Source organism: Devosia oryziradicis (assembly GCF_016698645.1).
In the GTDB taxonomy this organism is placed as follows: Bacteria; Pseudomonadota; Alphaproteobacteria; order Rhizobiales; family Devosiaceae; genus Devosia; species Devosia oryziradicis.
Genome location: NZ_CP068047.1, coordinates 79,641 through 98,292 on the forward strand (window position 1 = coordinate 79,641; position 18,652 = coordinate 98,292).

The window sequence follows — 18,652 nt, forward strand, 5'->3', positions numbered from 1 at the left end:
ATTTTCCATCGCGACAAGACGTGCCCGCGATGCAGGCATATTTCGCTATCGCGCTGCATGTGGGTCATCTAGCGTCCAGCCCGGATGACGAATTCAAACGACGGATGAACATGGCCGACGCCCAAGCTCCCCGCCTGACCGATCGGGTCAAGACCGGCCTCATCCAGCTGATCGCGGATGACGGTCTGCAGCCCGGGGACAAGCTGCCTCCCTCCGACCAGCTCTGCACGCGGTTTTCGGTGAGCAGGACGGTGGTGCGCGAGGCCATTGCCAGCCTCAAGGCCGAGGGGCGCTTGCGCTCGCTGCGCGGCAGCGGCGTCTATGTCAGCGAACCGCCCACGCCCACGCTCGGCTCGATGCTGATGGAAGCACCGCAGGATATCGGCGCGGTGCTCGACTTCATGGAATTCCGCATGAGCGTCGAGATCGAGGCAGCCGGGCTGGCGGCCGAGCGGCGCACCGAGACCAACCTCCTGCGCATGGAACAGGCAATGAGCCAGTTCGCCCGCCACCTGGCGGACAATACGCTGGCCACAGATGCCGATCGCAGCTTTCACCGCGCCATTGCCGACGCCACCAACAATGTGCGGTTCCGCCTGTTTGTCGACGAGATGGGGGAGCGGCTGATCCCCCGTCGCGCCCTGCGCGCCAGCTTCACCGATGAAAAGGACAAGTCCGAGTTTCTCGACATGATCCAGGGTGAGCATCGACGCATCTTCGAGGCCATCAGCGCGCGGCGCGCCGACGATGCCCGGGCGGCGATGCGCCAGCATCTGGAGGGCGGCCGGCGGCGCTATCGCGAGTGGAGCCTGACCCATGACGTGGACAAGGCGACATGAGCCAGCCAGAGATCACCTTCGTGGTGCAGGAGCGTTTCGGGGTCGGTGAAAGCCCGGTTTGGGATGCCGACCGGCAGCGGCTGCTGTGGTGCGACATACCAGCCGGCGTGATCCACGCGCTCGACCCGGCGCGGGGCGAACGCGAGCGCTGGAGCTTCGGCGAGCCGGTGCCCAGCTTCGGACTGGCCCGCAATGGCCGGCTCGTCGTGGCCCTGCGCAACGACATCGTGCTGTTTGATCCCGCAAGCGGCAGGCGCCAGCTGGTCGCCTCGGTGACCCACGCCAAGCCGGACATGCGGCTCAACGATGGCAAGGTCGGACCCGACGGCGCCTTCTGGGTCGGCAGCATGGACGCCGATGGCGATGCGGCAAAACTCTATCGCGTCGGGCCGGACGGTTCGGTGCGGATCATTGCCGACGGCATCTCCATCTCGAACGGCCTGGCCTGGAATGCGGATGGGACCCGGCTCTACCATTCGGATTCGCGCGGCGGCATCTGGCTTGATTGCTGGGATTTCGACGCACAAACCGGCGTCGCCAGCAATCGGCGGCGGCTGCGCGACCGCGACGAGGCCAACGGACGACCCGATGGCGGCGCATGCGACGTCGAGGGCACCTATTGGTCGGCGGGACCGTCGGCGAGCCGCATCAATCGTTTCTCGGCCGACGGGGCATTGCTGGGCTGGGTGGATGTGCCGCTGCTGCGCCCCACCATGCCCTGTTTTGGTGGCGCCGACATGCGCATGGTATTCGTGACCAGCCTCGATTCAGGGCGTGCCGAGACGGGCCACGATGGCATCCTCCGTTTCCGAAGCGACACGGCGGGCGTGCCGGTCGGCCTATTTGCGGCCTAGTCGCGCCAATTGCGCAGCAGTTGCAATCCGTTAACGATAAATTCTTCCCTGGCATTTAGAGTTCGTTGACTCCAGGGGATTTGAGAATGGCTTTTGGCTTTATTGGCGGCGCAGAGGCCGTGGCAAGGTCATGGGTTACGAGCTTGCCGAGGTGGTGGGGCAGCATCACCGGCTATTCCTCGAGCCCAGCTATGCTGCCAGCGCCGACTACCAGCAGTTCTGGGAGCGGCTACGCAAAGGCGAGTTCGCCTCCGCCGAATACAAGCGCCTGGGCAAGGGTGGGAAGGAAGTCTGGATCCAGGCCTCCTATAGTCCCGTCTTCGATGCGAGCGGCAAGCCCGTCAAGGTGGTCAAGATCGCCAGCGACGTAACCGCTCACAAACTTGCCACGGCCGATGGCGAGGGCCAGCTCGCTGCCATCGAGAAATCGCAGGCCGTCATCGAGTTCAACATGGACGGCGAAGTGCTGACGGCCAATGCCAATTTCTGCGCGGCCATGGGCTACCACCTGAGCGAAATCCAGGGCCGGCACCACAAGATGTTCGTGACGCCGAGCTATGCCAATAGCGAGGACTACCGCCAGTTCTGGGCACGCTTGGCACGCGGCGAATACCAGGCGGCCGAATATCTGCGCCTTGGCAAGGGCGGCAAGGAGGTCTGGATCCAGGCGTCGTATAACCCGATCCTGGACCTCAACGGCAAGCCCTACAAGGTGGTGAAATATGCCACCGACGTCACCGGTCGGAAGTCGGCGGTGAACCTGCTGGGCACGGGCCTCGAAAAGCTCGCGGCGGGTGACCTGACGGCGCGGATAGACACTCCGTTCATTGCCGAGCTGGAGGAAGTTCGTACCGCCTTCAACCAGACCGTCTCCAAGTTCTCCGGCATTGTGGGCCGGCTGCGCGACATGTCGCGGGCGCTGCGCACGGCGACGCAGGAAATCCTGCACGGCGCCAATGACCTCAGCGACCGGACGACCAAGCAGGCCGCGGCGATCGAAGAAACATCGGCTGCCATGGAGCAACTGGCCCTGACGGTGACGGAAAACGCGGCTCGCGCCGAGCAGGCCAACAGCAAGGCCCAGGAGGTTTCCCATACCGCCGAGGAGACCGGCGCGGTGATGAAGCGCTCCAACGAGGCCATGGAGCGGATTTCCACCTCGTCTGGCAAGATTTCCAACATTATCGGCCTGATCGACGACATTGCCTTCCAGACCAACCTCCTGGCCCTTAACGCCTCGGTGGAAGCTGCGCGCGCCGGCGACGCCGGCAAGGGCTTTGCCGTGGTGGCAGTCGAGGTGCGGCGGCTGGCGCAATCGGCGGCCAGCGCCTCGTCCGAGGTCAAGGCTTTGATCGAACAATCAGCCACCGAAGTGTCCGGCGGCAGCCGCCTGGTGGCCGAAGCGACCAGCAAGCTGGCCGCGATGCTCGACGGCATAAGGGAAAGCACCCAGCTCACCGACGGCATCACCCAGGCGACGCGCTCGCAATCGGGGGCGATCTCGGAAGTCACCAGCGCGATCCGCCAGATGGACGAAATGACCCAGCACAATTCGGCGCTGGTCGAAGAAACCAACGCCGCCATCGAACAGACCGAGACGCAGGCCCGCGAGCTCGACCAGATCGTCGAGGTGTTCGTGGTCGAGGGCATGGCCGCTCCAGTGCCTGCCGGCGCCAGCGCTCGTCCGGGCGCCAAGGCACAATCGCGAGTCAAATCGGCCGCAGCGACCTATCTCAGCCAGGGCAACGCAGCCATCAAGGCGGACTGGGACGAGTTCTGAGCGGCAACTACCCCGAGCGGGTTACGGCCGCCCATGACCATGGGGAGCGGCGCAGCAGCGATGTCATTGAAGAATTGGCGCGCCGGTCAGAATAAAACAACGAACACTTACACCATTGAAATTGCAAGATAATCGCTCTCGTGGGGGACGATGGAGCATTGATCTGCGACTTGGGTCAGCGTCTTGTTCGGCTCGTGAGGCTGTCACAGGAGTACCGCAAACATGCAAGTACAAACGCTCGGGACGAGCTCACGGCGTCACCATCGCTGACCGGCAGAAAAATACCTCTGCAAACCGTCCTGAAGGCGTAATCCGAACACAGCCAATTGCACTGCTTTTTTCCAGCCTCAGGCGGGCTGGGCTTGGTACTTTCCTCCAAGAAGGCACGCACAACGCAGCCAGGGTCGCGCCGCGCACTGCTGTCCAGCGGTTACGCTTCCATTGTGTGAGGGTCTGAGGCACTACTATAACGCAGTGCAAGCTACGGCATTTTGGCATGATTCAATTGAGGAATAATGGTGTTTCATCTTACGATGCGTGTGGCATGGCATGGTGCGCGTTGGAACGGGCGGGTTTGCCCGGCTCCGTCTTCGAATGCGTTTTGCGTCGCTCTCGACCGAATCCGCGAGGAGAAGGACGACGCCGCTCAGGACGCGCTGGCGGGCCGGCCATGGCATGAGCTGACGCCGGAAGAGCTGCCACCTTGCAAGGCGGAATCGGGCGCCTTCATGAACGACACGGAATGGACCCGCCGCTTCGAGCACCCTTACGCGTCCATCAAGAAAGCAACGGCGACTCATGGTCATCTGAAGCCAACTGTCGTGAAGGTTCCGCCTTTTGCGGCTTTTGCGGTCCCGTTCGGTTGGATGTTGCGCAGCGAGCAAGCCGCGATTGATGCGAAGCTGCCAAAGCCTTTGCCGCCTGACGAACAATCGCCGTTCTCTAGTCCATGGGTCTTCGGCCGGGCCCGTCAGACGGCGATCGTCGACCATGTGTTCGACCGCCTTACGCCGGAGCGTTCGCTGGTCTTCTTCTACTGCAAAGAGGGCCAACCGCTGGGCGATACTATCTCGCGCCTAGTGGTCGGTGTCGGTCGTATTCAGTCCATTGCCCCAGTAAAGCAATATGACGCGCCCGCCGGCAAGGACGCCTATCCGATGTGGGATCGTCTGCTCCGGCATTCGATCCGCCCGGACGGCTTCGACGGGTTTCTGTTGCCGTATCACGACTATCTCGAACCGACGGGCGACGACGTCGAGGATGCGCGCCGGGCGAGGCTCCTGGCCGAAATCGCCGTCCCAGCCGACCCAGCTCACATGAGGGCGTTCTCCTACGCCGCGGAACTCGCGCCTGCAGACATCGCGCTCTCGACGCTGATCCGTTGCCTCGAGGCGGTCCGGAAGATCCGCGCCCATGGGATCGCACAAGGACCGTGGGAAAGGCGTGAGGAATGGCTCAACACGCAGATCGGGCTCGCCTGGAAAGACCGGGGGGCTTTCCCAGGCCTGGGCTCCGCCCTGGAAGCTTTGGGCATGCGGCTGGGGACGGCGCTGACACTTGAGCTGCTTGCCTCGGGTGCGGTAGCGACCGATGCGGATCCTTGGCCCCACGTCGATGCGCTGCTCCGTGGTAAAATGAAACCGCCGCAACCCGCCTACGACGCCGATCTCAAGGCCGTGCGCGACACCTGGCTCAATCTAGCGGATGAACGGCGGCTGCTCTTGAAGCTGCTCTCACGCTTCGCTCTCACGCCGGCACAAGCGAGCCGCTGGTTCGATCCCTCAAAGCGGGCGGCGGCGAGCACGGCTTCCACGAGTGACGCCGAGACCATCGCGAACCCCTACCGGATCAGCGAGGTTGACCTAGGGGACGCGAAGGAGTCGCCAGTCTCGGTTGGAACGATCGACCGCGGCCTGCTTCCTGAAGCAACGATCGCCGCCAATCACCCGGTCCCCCACCCGTCGCGCGTAGAGTCCGCGGCCGATCCACGTCGCCTGCGAGCGGCGCTCGTCGCCGTGCTGCGACGCGCGTCGGATACCGGTGACGCACTGCTGAGCGTCACGGAGGCCGTCGAAAAGGTTGCCGCGCTCGAGCTGGCCCACCCCTGCTTGATCGGTGTGGATTGGCCCAGCACCAACTCGGCGGCGCTGGCTGGTGTTGTTGAGCTCATTGACATGCCGGCGCCTGAGGGTCAGCAGACTGGGATTTCTGCGGTTCAACTTACTGAGCTGAAGACGCGCGAGGATAAACTGCGCTCCGTCCTCTCGAAACGCGCGGGGAAGGCCGCCCCTGTGGTGATGGCCGATTGGAAGAAGCTCCTGATGGAAGCGGTTAAGGCGGCCGGCGGCGCGTTCGATCCCAAGAACGCACGGCACGTTCTCGCCATCGACGAGCAAGCGACTGCACTCGCCCGCGTGACCTCACGTCGCCTGACCGCGCTCGTCGGGCGGGCTGGCACCGGCAAGACGTCCGTCATGGGGGCGCTCTTGCTCAACGACGCGCTCGCCCGCGATGGCATTCTGCTGCTCGCCCCAACCGGCAAGGCACGCGTCAGGCTCGGAAAGGCGGCCAACGCCGAGGCGATGACCGTCGCCCAGTTCTTGAACGAGCTTGGACGGTACGACCGTGTCCGTCAGAGGCCGCGCTTCCATGGCAAGGAGAAGTACCGAAAGGAAAGGACGGTTGTCATTGACGAGTGCTCGATGCTCACCATGGACGATCTTGCTGCCGTGCTGGACGCGCTCGACCTTGCCCATGTCCAGCGGCTCATTCTCGTGGGCGATCCCAACCAGCTGCCGCCAATCGGGGTCGGACGTCCGTTCGCCGACCTGACGTCCTATCTGGAGACTACGGATGCAAAGAGCGACACCGGCCTGGCGCTCGGCGAGGCATTGGCTCGATTGACGGTCGAGGTCCGCGCCGTCGCGGGCGCGGACCAAGCATCGGATACGCTCCGGCTCGCCTCCTGGTTCACGAGAGAGACGCAGCCCGTGGACGCCGACCGTGTTCTCAGCGATTTAGAAACGGGGCGGCCCTTCAATGACCTGGACCTGTTCTTCTGGACGACGCCCGACGAGCTGCGTAGCCGCTTGAGTGAGGCCTTCCAGAAGCATCTCGGCCTTGCGCAGGCTGGCGACGTCACCAGCTTCAACGCCTCACTCGGCATTGACGAGCGAGGCTGGGTTCCCTTCGACGAGCCCGGCGGCTCCGAGCAGTGGCAGATCCTGTCACCGGTTCGCATGCACGCCCACGGCGTGCACGACCTGAACCGCTGGGCGCAGCGTCGCTATCGCGCACGGGAGCTCAACGCAGCTGCCGAGCCGTGGGTGGTCAGTCTAGGCGACGAAAGCATCGTCATTCGGGACAAGGTCATCCAGGTCTCAAACCAGTGGCGCGATGCCTATGACGGGCACGAGTCGGGTGACCACTACGTAGCCAACGGCGAGGTCGGGCTCGTCGGTAATGGAAAAGCCCCATGGTTGAACGTGGTCTTCGCCGGCCGTCCCAACCTGCGTTTTGGTTACAGCGGCCGCGACTTTCCAGGCGGATCTGGGCCGCTCGAGCTCGCGTATGCGATCACCGTGCATAAGTCGCAGGGCAGCGAGTTCCAGAAGGTGTTTGTCGTCCTGCCCAAGAACTGCCGGCCTCTTTCACGCGAGCTACTCTACACGGCCCTGACCCGGTCGCGCCGCCAGCTCGTGCTACTAATTGAGGGAGACAACCCGTCGGTGTTGTTCGACTACACCCGGCCCGAGCGGTCAGAGACCGCGCGGCGGAACACCAACCTCTTCCTAGGCGCACTCCGGCGAGTCGAGACCGAGGTTCCGTATGCCGAAAATCTGATCCATCGTACGGAGAAGGGTCACTTGGTCCGCAGCAAATCGGAGCTGGTGATCGCGAACATGCTACACCGGTCAGGTGTGGAATACGAGTACGAACGCGTACTTGATGGGGAGGTCCAACCCGGCCACCTCCGTCCAGACTTTTCATTCGTCACTACAGACGGCGACCTGATCCTCTGGGAACACCTCGGCATGATGGGTCGTGAGGACTACCGGAAGGGGTGGGAGTGGAAGCGGGCGTGGTATGAAGCGAACGGGTTCATCTTGGGGCAGACGCTGTTCTCGTCGGAAGATGATGAACGCGGCGGGCTTGACTCCGCTCGGCTGCAGCAAGTTGTCAATTCGATACGCGAGCTCCTCGATTAGCTAGTCAGATTGCCTACCAGGTGCCTCGCTGGCTCACAGGCATCCACCGCGACTGAGCAAAACAACCCACCCAGCCATGCGCGCTGTACGGTCGTGGCGGGAAGGGTGCCGTCGTCCTGGCTTGCGAGGGTCCGGGCGTAATCACCGGACTAACCGGCTGATATTTGCAAGACTCACGAAGATGGGGCGGAAACCCAAGCCGCACCCAGCCTCTGTCTTGCTTGAAATGCCTTCACTCACTCCTGTGGAACGACATTATGGCAGGCACAGGGACGAACCGTCGACCATAGTTTGGTCCTTCTCCCATCCCGGTTCGACAGGCACAACGCGTATGTCGCCAGTTCCCGATCGCGCGAGCAAACGGAATTTTTTGTCGATGCTCGAACCCTCGACCGCGAAATTGAGGAGGAGCGGCCAGAGAACGCCGAAGCAGGCAGCAACACTGCTCGCATGCTTTCCATACTGCGAGGGTCCTTGCCTGTCACCGACAAGCAAATCCAGTCGTCGCCCAGTTCTATGGGGTCATCCGAGCTTCAATGAGCGGTTGTAGTTGGCCGGCCCTGAGACGACCGATGTTCCTCAAACAAGCTCAACGTAGCCGATCAACTCGGCCGAATAGCTTCCGTCACCTGCGCCACGATGACGGAGCTCGCGTTGCAGCGTCGGTTCGACGGCACCAGAAAACAAGGCGAGCCTCTGCTCTGGGGTCAGCACAGGCGCGGTCGGTTCGCCCCTGAGCAACTGAGCAGCATGGCGTTCTATGCCAGGAATGCGTGCGCCGTCAGGCTTGACCGCGATGGATTGAACGGAAACGAGTCTTTCACCGCTGCCCGAAGATGACTCAACGAGCCAAAGCGACAACAGTGCCGGCCGAGCATCCGCCCCCTTTACGGCAACACCCAGCTGTTCTGCCGGAAGATCTCGCCAGCGGGCGAGCTCCTGCTGAAGCAGCGGGTGATCGATACCCATCAGATCGATGTCGTCGCTGGATGTGGCAAGGTCTCGGTCGAGTGTGAAGCGCTTTTTGCGTACGCCGTTGGCACCAACCAGATCGTACGTGTGACGATCGACTTCCCTGAGTCTGACGTCCCGATCGGACAGAGCAGCGTGAAGGAAATCCACGAGTCGACCCATTCCAGACGAAATGTCAGAGAGGGGTTTGTAGTCATCAAGGCTGAAGCGATCGAGGTCCTGGAAGAGATCAAAGACCACCTCGCGAGCCTCGCGCGCATTGGAGAGCGCAGCCTCCAGCTCGACGGCCGTCCGCTTCAATTCGGGATCCGAGAGCGCTTCCTGATAGAGGCGGTCATAGTTGAGACGTTCTGAGAGCTGCCCAAGAATCTGTGAGCGAAGGTCTTCGGCGACATTACCCCGTTCATCGACCTTGCCGAGGGTACGGGCTATCTCGGTGAGCTTGTCGTCGAGGAGCAGGAATATCCGGCCCTCGATCGTGTCGGAAAGAACGAGATTATAGACCTGAGCTGTGGATGCCTGTCCGTAGCGGTGAATGCGTCCGATGCGCTGCTCCATATCCATCGGATTCCAAGGCAGATCAAAGTTGAACAATATGCGCGCGAACTGAAGATTGATCCCTTCCCGGCCGGCTGCTGTGCAAACGAGCACCCGAGGACCGTCTTTCGTTCTAAAACGACGCTCGGCCGCGACTTTGGCACCGTGATCGCCGCCGCGGAGCACTTCGACGCCTTGACCGGGATAGACTCGCTCGATCTCTCGGGCAAGCAGTTCAACCGTGCCGAGGTACGTGGCGAAAATTACGATCTTCTCGTTTGGATTCTGCTGCCATAGCGTGCCAAGCCCATCAAGAAGCTTCTGCGCCTTCGTTTCGCGCTGGTCGGGAAACACGGCAAGGAGATCGGCGATGCGCAACCGCTCTTCCGGAAGGTGGATATCCACGGCGGCGGATACAGCATCTTCGACATGCATCGACGCCGACTCGCTTCCGTAAGGATCGGAACCCATTTCCAAGTCTTCGTCGTCGAGCTTGCGCGCAAGTCGATGCTTCAAATCGGCCATGACTCGATCGACCTGCGCCCTTCCGACGGCGTCCTGGCTGAGCCCCCATTCCTCCCGAATGATCGCGCGAGCCTGGTCGTTAAGGGTATTCCTGCCCTCGATGTCCAGGTTACGATCTCTGAGCAGAGCTTCATGCAGCGTTAGCATGAGCATTCGGCGCTTAAGCGTGCGCCGTACAGCAGAAAAGCTGGAGGCGGCTATCTTCTGGAAGATAGCCATTAGGAAGCCAAGGGCACGCCCCTGGTTTCCTTGCCGACGTGCAAGGTCAAAACCGTCCTCCAGATACTCGCGCAGCTTCTCGTAAAATAGCCGCTCGTCATCCCGCATAAGGAACGATTCAGTGTGAACCCAGCGACGAGCGAAGAGAGCGCTACCATCGGGTGTGCAGGCGTCTGCCTTTGTGCGGCGGAACATCACTGTGTTCAGCCGATGGCGGTTCTCCAACATCTCTTCGGGGCTGTTGAAGAGGGTGGGATTGAGCAGCTGGACAAGCATCCAAAACTGGAAGTGGTTGCCCTGGTGCGGCGTCGCAGACAGGAGCAAGAGGTCGCGAGTGTGCCCCTTGAGTGCCTCGGCAAGTTTGTAGTTCTCCGTCTTCCGTACCTTCCCAGCAACGCGGTAGGCCGCTAGGTGGTGAGCCTCGTCGAAAACCACGAGGTCCCAGCGCCCCGCTTCAAGGAGGCGCTTGATCCGAGCTGGCCGCTTGAGCGTGTCAATACTGGCAATTAAGCGGTCATGTTTGGCAAAGGCATTGGTCTTACGATCAGTGATGTCACCTTCCGAGCCGAAGACCTCAAAATCGAGATTGAAGACGTCGTTCAGTTCGCGGTGCCAGTTGTTGACAAGCCCGGCGGGGACGACCATGAGCGCCCGGTTGAGCTCACCGCGACTCGCGAGCTCCCTGAGGATCAGCGCAGTCTCGATGGTTTTCCCAAGCCCAACTTCGTCGGCGATCAGGAATCGCCGAGGTGACGCGGTTGCGACGCGATGCGTCAACACCACTTGATGTGGCAGCAAATCGATACGCGCCGACGTGAGGGCTGATGCGCTTTCCATGACAGGCAGCGCGTGCGCCTCATAGGAGAGCCACACTGCACGGGCACGATCAGGCGTTCCCTCAACCGAGCGCAAGATGCGCTCGGTGCGCGAAAGCTCTTGCCGAACACTCTGTACTGGCACGCGGCGTTCGCCGCCGCTGAAGAAGGCACGCAGGTAGCCTTCGCGAGCGAGCTCCAGCACCACGCCCGAACCGAATTCGGAGTGAGTTATGCGTTCGCCGGGAGCAAAATTAGCGTCGCCCATCGCCACCCTCAAGTAATTCGGAGGTGGAACAGCCCAACTGGCGTGCCATTCTCTGCGGTGACGATTTCTTGCGGATACTCGCGTGCCTCACCCCACAGGATGCGACCGAACTCGATTTGCTGGTCGGAATGGGGCGCCGCGCAGCGCCAACGGACAGAATCGGTCGCCAAGTCGGTCTGGATACGACGCTCACCCTTAGGCAGCCAGAAGATGAGCGCTGCTTCTCCGGAATAGGCGTCCTGGAACGACAGGATTGCCGACTTGAGGTCGTTCCCGAGCCAGTGGTCGGCATCCTCGGGAGTCAATAGATCCAGGCAAGCATCCAGGCCAGCAACCACAAGGGTGTCCCCGCCATTACTGGGGAGGTCGTCCGGCCAATTTTTCGAGGCGCGGATCAGACTGCGCAGGCTGAATACCTCGGAAGGCTTTGCGATAGAAACTAAGGCATCGTCATTCCAGATCCAGCTGACGCCACGCCGTTGCCAAACGCTGTCGATGAGACGTTTCATAATCCATCCTCCAGGAACAGCGACAGCTGCGCGGCTGCTTCTTTGTTACTGGCTGCCCAATCGTTGTAGATGGTCAACGCCCGTGACGATGCATTGCGACTCGATTGGGAGGCACCGTGCTTAGAGAACCATTCAAGGAGTCCTTTAAGCGCCGGATGCGGGCGGAAGTTGTCGTTCTTAAGCGTATCAGCGGCGTTGATGCCGCTGCCATCGAAGCATGCGCCCATGAGGACGAGGGCCTGGTCCAGATCCACTGTCAGACGCCGGCGGTGACGCCCTTGCCAGTCTCGCGCTATCTCCAGAGGGTCGTTGAGGTGGAAAACCTTCCGCTCTTCCCGCGCCCATCCACGGTTCACGAATTCGTCGGGAGCTATGCCTGATCCTCGCAGCGTTTTCTGCATTTGGTCCCGAGCAAGCTCGGTTTTTCCGTCAAAGATCCGCAGGAATTGGCGGGTGATCGGCTCGGCGGTGACTGGCGGCGGCACGGCCCCCTTGTTTGCATCTTCGTCGATCAGTTGGTTGATACCAACCAATGCATCCTTGACTGAGATCGGCCGGCCTTCATCGACGAACACCTTGCCGTAGTGCTGCGAAAAGTACTCGAGAGCCTTGCCGCGCCGGATGACTTGGATATCAGCTTCCGGCAGGCCCCGGCGGGCGTGGTTTTCCAGCAACCCCTGAAGCTGTCGGACATCCGCTAGAACCTCGCGGCGCATTCGCGCCCAACTGACCGCCTTAGGCTCGTGGATGCGTTTTCTGCACACATGCACTATGTCGTACTCAATGGTCTTTGAACCGAACTCACCTTCCCCCTTGGTTTCGTCTGAGCGGATGGGGTAGGTCGCCTCAAGGTAGAAGCCGGCGTCGAACAGCGACTCGAGCACCGATACCCAAGGTGCATCCTCGCTATGGTGGAAGGTGAACGCCAAGACGCCGCCTGGCTTCAGGATGCGGTATGCCTCGCGCCAGCATGCGGTCAGGAGACGCTGATAAAAGCCATCCGGATCCTCAGGCTCACGAGCCTTGTTCGACACGGCTTCCATCGACTTTGGAGTGTATTCGGGACCGAAGTATTCCGGGTACTTTTCCTTCAGGGGCAGGCGCAGCCAGGCATGGAAGAAATCCGCGAGTTCCGAATAATGGAGAAGGCCACCGAAGGGTGGATCGGTGATTACCAAGTCTATCGATCGGTCCGAGAATTGGCGCAGTTCTGTCGAGGATCCCTGGAAGATCTCGGTTTCCTGGACAGGGTCGCCAGGATAAACCTTTTCACTCTTGCCTGAAATCTCAGCTGCGATCATGGGGTGAGTCACAGCAAGCGTTTCAGCGCTGACTGGCTCCCATGGCCTCTTAGACCACTCTTCGCCCGCCTCTATCGTTTCAGCACATGACATCCAGTTTCCCCGGCCCAACGAGCTGAATACACAGTTTTCAACTATGTTCGATTTCGGGTGGTAGTTGTTGTTGCTCATGTGCGGGGCTAGGCAATCGCGACTAATATCCCAGAAGCAGAACATATTCTGATTTCGGACATACTGTTGGAAAGCACCCAAAACGTATTCACGGGTTGCCCAACTGTATTCGCCAGTCTCGACGATGCTCTTCAGGATTTGGGACAGCACGAGTAGTTGCCGTGGATTAAACATGGTCCACCAATGCGTGAACCCATAGTTCGTGCGAATGTCGCTGTTGGCGATGGCCGTCATGAAGCCATAGGGAACCTCTGAGCGAGGCCAATACTCCGCAAGATCGCCATCCTTGCGCTGCTCCCACTCCTCAATCGACGCGCTGTATTGGTCAGCCAGCTGCCCGTTGAATGGCGCAAAGAACCTCCCTCTATAGGGTAAGCCAGCATTACCGCGCCTGGGCGCTAGCCCTTGGATGCCGTAGCCCGCGACCTGTCCCCCCTTCTTGGAGTCGCGAGTTGCATTCATCACGTCCTGCTGCGATCCGCAGGAGGCGCAGGTGAAGGTGGACCGCTTCGGAACGGTGCCGCCTTCCTTTCCGGTCGCGAAGGTCACCTTGGTCTCTGGGCAGGTAACGGTCTCAGGAAGCTTGCCACGCACCTCCAGAAGGCGAATATGGCGCGCCCGCTCAGTGTTCCAGGCACGCGTCGATATCGCATCGTCCTGCGGTGCACCGCCGAAATCGGTACCATCCGGCGCTGCCCTCGGGCTGCCTGCCAGCCACTCAGGATGAACCAGGACCGAAAGTTCGACCTTCTTGTTCTTGCCCTTGTCCAGCTTCACCATTTCGGCATGACCGCAATGGGGGCAGATGACACGCCTTTTGGGGTCGAGGATCGAATAGGGTCTCTCGTCCGGCGCCACATAGAGCGGGACGCCGGGCGCCATACGCGCTTCGGCATCTTCAATGTCGAAGCGTTCGCTGCACGACCGGCACTTGTGCGGCCAATGCTTCACTGTCAGCTCCTTTACCGCCATGACCGGGTCGGTCATGATCGGCGTGCGGTGGCCGCAGCCCGTCACCTGGCAGGGCCCATGCTTGGCCCAAAAGGTGTAGATGATCTCAGGACCTTCGTAGCTGTAGTCCGTTCGCTCCTCAGGCTTCAGGGACAGCGGATCGAAATCCTCTCCCATCACCTTGCCTGTCGGCTTATGCGTCCAGGTCCCCTTCTCCCCGTTCGGACCGTCGCAATAGTAGAACGGCATGATCTGGGGCTTGACCTCCGCCTCAATGTCGGCAAGCAGGCGCTTGACCTCATCAAGGTCAACATCCGCCAGCTCCTGCTTGACGACGAACCAAGCGACGGGATTCAGATCGTTCCCCGACATCTGCATGCCAAGGCGTGATCCCTCCACCAGTGTGGTGCCTCCGCCCATGAAGATGTCCGCGACCTTGATATTTTTGAAGGCGCCCTTCTTCTGGTGGTTGGCATAGTAGTTGTCCCAAACCAGCTTCGCAGCGGCACCTGGATCGTCAGGCGCCTTTGTAGCTGCAGCAATCAACATGGAGCGGAAGACGCTCGATCGGCGGCGCGCCCACCATTTCGACATCTGGTAGATGGGCTTGCCGGCATTGCCCTCGATGACCGCCACATGATTGACGGGGAGGATTGGGAAATCGACCTCGAGACAGGTCTTTGGCCGGTTGGGGTCGCTGAAATCAACCGTCTCCAGCGCGACGGCTTTGCCCGCTCCGACAGCGCGCGCCACTTCCTGTGCAATATATTCCTTCTTTGTGGCCATACGTCCGTCTTTCTATTTAGTCAGCTCCACGAAGGGCGACAGCATTTCCAGCAGAGACAGCCCGCCATGCGCAAGGGTGGGGTAGCCACCCTGGCTTTTCCACTTCCACCTGCCCACAGCGAGCAAATGGGGGCCATGCTGGCCCGTTGTCTGAATTGCCACCGGCGGTACGAACGGGCCGGGATCGAGCGTCCCCGGGACAAGCCGCCCGCTCTTGAGCGCCGATTTGAGGAAATCGGCTTGATGCTGAGGTGCGTCAAAAAAGAGGCCGGTGGCGGCGTAACCGTGGTCGGAAGTAATAATGAGGCGGCGCCCTTGGGCGAGCCTCTCAACAAAAGACCAGAAATCATCGCTGGTGAGTTGCGCGGCGATGTCTCGTGTAAGCGTATCGAGGCCCTGACCAGCGCCGGAACCATCGTGAAGCTTGGCATCGGGCCACTGGTGCCAAAATAGCCAGTTCGGCGACGAGTCGATGAGAGCGGCGCAGTCGAGCCAAGGCAGATTTACCGTTTCGGTCTTACACGGGGTCAAACGGTGGGCGCTCCCGCCGCTATTGTTCTGGAACTGGCTGCGGCTAGAAAACCCGAGTGCGCGCGCAAACGCATTGGTATCGCTGGGGATTTCAGCAGCATAGGCGGTTGCTCCGTGAACTGTGAACCCCCGTGCCTTCGCGCCTTCGAGGATCCACGGCAGCTCTCGCAGGCTCAGGCCATCCAGTATGAGGATCGCCTTGGCGCCGAAAGGTTGGGCCCACCAGGCAGCGAGTCGATCGGCGTTCCGCTCAACAGCACTGCCGAAATCCCCCCACATGTCCCACGCGGAGGCAGAAAGAAAATGGTCAAGCGCGCCAACCGCCCGATCCCGCTTCGTGACTTCGCCCGGCGCGTTTGCGAGGGTCAACGCGCCGGCACATTGTTCAATCGTATCCTCAATGATCGCACGCCACGCCTCCTCTGATGGAGCCGAAGTGATCCGCTGGAGGAGGTCATTGCGAAGCGCCACTAGCGATCCTCCTTGTCGAGCGAAATCTCGAACGTCATTCCATCAGGAAGCTTCTTGAGAAGCTCTTTCAGTTGCGCACCTGTTGCGGCGGAAAGTTTAAGGGTGATTTCCTTGACAGGCGTAGCGGGGCCGATCCCCCAGCCCTCGAGCTTGCCAATGAGGTTTAGCGGCGAGGTTGGTGGATTTGTGAGTGTCGTGCGCGGCGAACCGGTACCGCCGCCGAAAATGCTTCCTGTCTGTGAGAACCCTGGCCCCGGTGGAATGGGCTGGTCGCCAGGCTGTACAGGTTGCTGATCTCCACCAAAAAGACTGCCAGCGCCTGGCTGGATCGGGGGCTGCGGTACGGGGGTCGATCCCCCTGTTGAGGGGACCGCAGCGGGAGGCAGCAATAACACTTCGTCGAGCTGCCTTCCCGTGAAACCCAGCTTTGGCCGTAGCCGCTTCCACGCGGTCTCCTCGTCCTCGCCAGCGTGAACTTGTAGATACTCCATGCCGCGAAGGTTGATGGCGATCTTGCCGCGCGCACAAAGCCGCAAGACGCGTTCCTTCATGGCGGTTTCGCCCAACCACGGGATGCAGTCCTGCCCGACCGGTCGCGGTTCCTGCAGTTCGCGGAGCAGCTTTCCGACCGGCGCGTTCTCTGCGGTGGCGTCGAGGACGAGCGCCTCAAAGTCTTCTGGAACAAAGAGGTCGTTGATAAGCGCCTGCTCGATCGCCTCGGGAATCTTGCTGCCTTGTTCGCGGAGGGCCTCGACGTGAAATTCACATTTCGAAGGGTCGACGAAGTTCCAACGATGCAAGACCGCAAACCGGTCAAAACGCTTTTTCAGGATGTCGCGCAGCTCGGCTTGGTACTTAGTATGCAGCTTTCGATAGTCGGAATTCTGACCGCTCCACTCGAGAGCCTTCATCTCGGCACGTGCGAGAATGAGCAGATCGCGGTCATAAAACGCGTTCGGGGTATCGCTGCGAGGTAGAAGGAAACGCACGGTATTGCGTCGTTTCTGTAGATTGTCCTTGAGCCAGCGGCCAAGCCGCTCGTTCAACCGGTCGGGGTCCTCCGGCAGCACCAAGATAGGCAGTCGGTCGTCCCAGCGGTCTGGATGCTCGCCCTCGTCGAGACCCTCCCAGGGTTGAGTTAGCCAGTCGCGGGACAGCGCAATAACCCGGGCGGTCTTCGCGACCTCTTCGGTGCCGCCAATGACGTAACGCACTTCCTTGGCCAGTTGTGCGAGATCCGACCCATCGGTGAACAGCTTGTCGTTACGTGCCGAGGCCATCACCTTGGCCTGAGGATTTTCTTCTTCCTTGAAGACAAGGCGAACCCCGTCCTGGTGGATGTTAAAACTGTTCTCGATGATGGTCGCCAGTTCCACCTGGAAGCCATTGTCATCGACGGGCTTGTCTTGCGTGATATCGACCTGGAGCGTGGCGGGTTCGGCGCCGGCCATGTTGCCCACTGCAATGGAGCGCAACCACAAGGCACCCACGATCTCCTGTAGATGCGGCGCCCTCGAAGCGTGATCAGGGACGGCCTCGACAACGGCTGTCAGGTTGCGCAGCGCCTTGTCCCTCAAGGTGCGGTGATGTTCGTTTGCAACCGAGTCGAGCAAGGCGCCAATGCCTGACGCCTCGTTGTCGAGGCGAAAATCGGCCGAGGTGAGGATGGGCGTCTCCTCTCCACGACTCTTGAAGAGGTTGGCCAGGATGCGAATGAGATCGCGCGTTTCCTGTGCGTCTGTCGCCACGAGCACCTGGTCCTCAAGCAGCTGCAACAAGTGGGGCGCGTACGGCCACGCCTCACGAAACTCGCCGCGTTTGCGCTCGTGCTCGACATTCGGTGTGCCTATGAGCCTGAAGTACTCCGACACATGAGTAGCGATCAGCCCATCGATGGATGCGGGCGCGATCTGCAGCCGGTTCTCAAACAGGCGATGCAGCAGCATACGCCGCCGGTCGTTCTGGATTCTTTCCGGGCTCCCCCCCGCCTTGAAGTCGACCTGCACCGGGTTTACGCGGTGAATCTGCTGGTAGGCGTCGGTATCGCCATTGCGAACGGACACGACGAGCACTAGCAGCTCAGGATGTTCCTTTGCAATTTCGGAGAGGATCTGGATGAAGTTAAACGCCCAGTTCTTCCACGGATACTGCTTCGTGTTGGTAAGGCCGTCATACCAAGTCTGAAATTCGTCCAGCAGCAGCATGGTAGGCGTGTGGCGCAGCAGTTCCAGGATAAGCTGATCGGATGGGATGTCAGTCTGCCCCGCCCCCATGCCTTCCCATTTACCCCTGATGAAAGCGCCATGTGGGTGGCGCTCAAAGAGCAGATCCCAGAGATGCTTGTAGCGCTGTCGATGGAGGCTTTCGCCGATGACCAACATCCCGCTGCGTAGTTGGATGTTTCCGATTTGCGGATCACCGAGGGTCGTCGACCAGTTCTTTAGCCATGAGGCCGTCGAGACAGGATCGTGGACGGCATGAAACAACGCGGCCATGAGGTGCGACTTGCCAAGGCCGCGCTCGCCAATGACGACAACAGGACGTCCCTGGTTTGGGCCAACTGCCTCGATCCCTTTGAGGAGATCATGAGTCGGATAGGTGATCTCAAGGAAGTCCTGCGCCGGCACCTGTGTGGCTCCGGTGTTGGCCTCGTTGGACAGCTCGATAGCCGTTCCCTTGAGCCGCCTTCCTTTAAACTCCTGCCGTAGGTTCAGCCCAAGCATCTTTTAGTTCCTTTTTCCTTGCGCTACCGCGCAAGAGTAAGTCCGCAAATCATGGCTCGTCAGAGCGCGTTTGGCGCTTTCATTCGCCAAATCCGCCGAAAGTTCAAAATTGCGTTGCCCCAAAGGCACCAAGCAACCTGCGGAGCGGCCCATCGTCGCGGCCTGAGTATCGGATTAATAATTGACAACCCA

At 60.8% G+C, this 18,652-nt stretch carries 9 protein-coding genes; 4 read left to right on the forward strand and 5 right to left on the reverse strand.

Annotated features, from left to right (window positions below; genetic code table 11):
* Positions 1–110: 110 nt before the first annotated feature.
* The 4 genes from JI749_RS00380 to JI749_RS00395 all read left to right on the forward strand — a co-directional run bounded on the left by JI749_RS00380 (position 111) and on the right by JI749_RS00395 (position 7,681).
* Positions 111–839, forward strand: a complete 729-nt coding sequence (locus JI749_RS00380) for a FadR/GntR family transcriptional regulator (RefSeq protein WP_201657124.1) — start codon at positions 111–113, stop codon at positions 837–839.
* A complete protein-coding gene (locus tag JI749_RS00385) occupies positions 836–1,693 on the forward strand; it encodes an SMP-30/gluconolactonase/LRE family protein (RefSeq protein WP_201657127.1) in 858 nt (285 codons plus the stop codon). Before JI749_RS00380 ends, JI749_RS00385 begins: the two co-directional genes overlap by 4 nt.
* A 40-nt stretch (positions 1,694–1,733) precedes the next feature.
* Entirely contained in the window at positions 1,734–3,473 is a 1,740-nt protein-coding gene (locus tag JI749_RS00390) for a methyl-accepting chemotaxis protein (protein ID WP_267911669.1), read from the forward strand.
* Between the two features lie 515 nt (positions 3,474–3,988).
* Positions 3,989–7,681 carry an ATP-dependent DNA helicase gene (locus JI749_RS00395; protein WP_201657133.1) on the forward strand — a complete coding sequence of 1,231 codons (3,693 nt, stop codon included), beginning with the start codon at positions 3,989–3,991 and terminating at the stop codon, positions 7,679–7,681.
* A gap of 579 nt (positions 7,682–8,260) precedes the next feature.
* Here JI749_RS00395 and JI749_RS00400 read toward each other — a convergent pair.
* From JI749_RS00400 to JI749_RS00420, 5 genes are read right to left on the reverse strand one after another with little or no spacing between them, the layout of a single operon-like run.
* Complete coding sequence (locus JI749_RS00400; protein WP_201657136.1) at positions 8,261–11,017, reverse strand: DEAD/DEAH box helicase; 2,757 nt, start codon at positions 11,015–11,017, stop codon at positions 8,261–8,263.
* An 8-nt stretch (positions 11,018–11,025) separates the two neighbouring features.
* Positions 11,026–11,526 (reverse strand): hypothetical protein, encoded by a 501-nt coding sequence (locus JI749_RS00405; protein ID WP_201657139.1) that lies wholly within the window; start codon positions 11,524–11,526, stop codon positions 11,026–11,028.
* The gene (locus JI749_RS00410) at positions 11,523–14,735 is read right to left on the reverse strand and encodes a DUF1156 domain-containing protein (protein WP_201657142.1); all 3,213 of its coding nucleotides are present in this window, start codon (positions 14,733–14,735) and stop codon (positions 11,523–11,525) included. The genes JI749_RS00405 and JI749_RS00410 overlap by 4 nt, the downstream gene beginning before the upstream one ends.
* A gap of 12 nt (positions 14,736–14,747) precedes the next feature.
* A complete protein-coding gene (locus tag JI749_RS00415; protein WP_201657146.1) occupies positions 14,748–15,737 on the reverse strand; it encodes a hypothetical protein in 990 nt (329 codons plus the stop codon).
* Positions 15,737–18,460, reverse strand: coding sequence for a DUF499 domain-containing protein (locus JI749_RS00420; RefSeq protein ID WP_201657149.1), 2,724 nt, complete (start codon positions 18,458–18,460; stop codon positions 15,737–15,739). Before JI749_RS00420 ends, JI749_RS00415 begins: the two co-directional genes overlap by 1 nt.
* Positions 18,461–18,652: the final 192 nt, after the last annotated feature.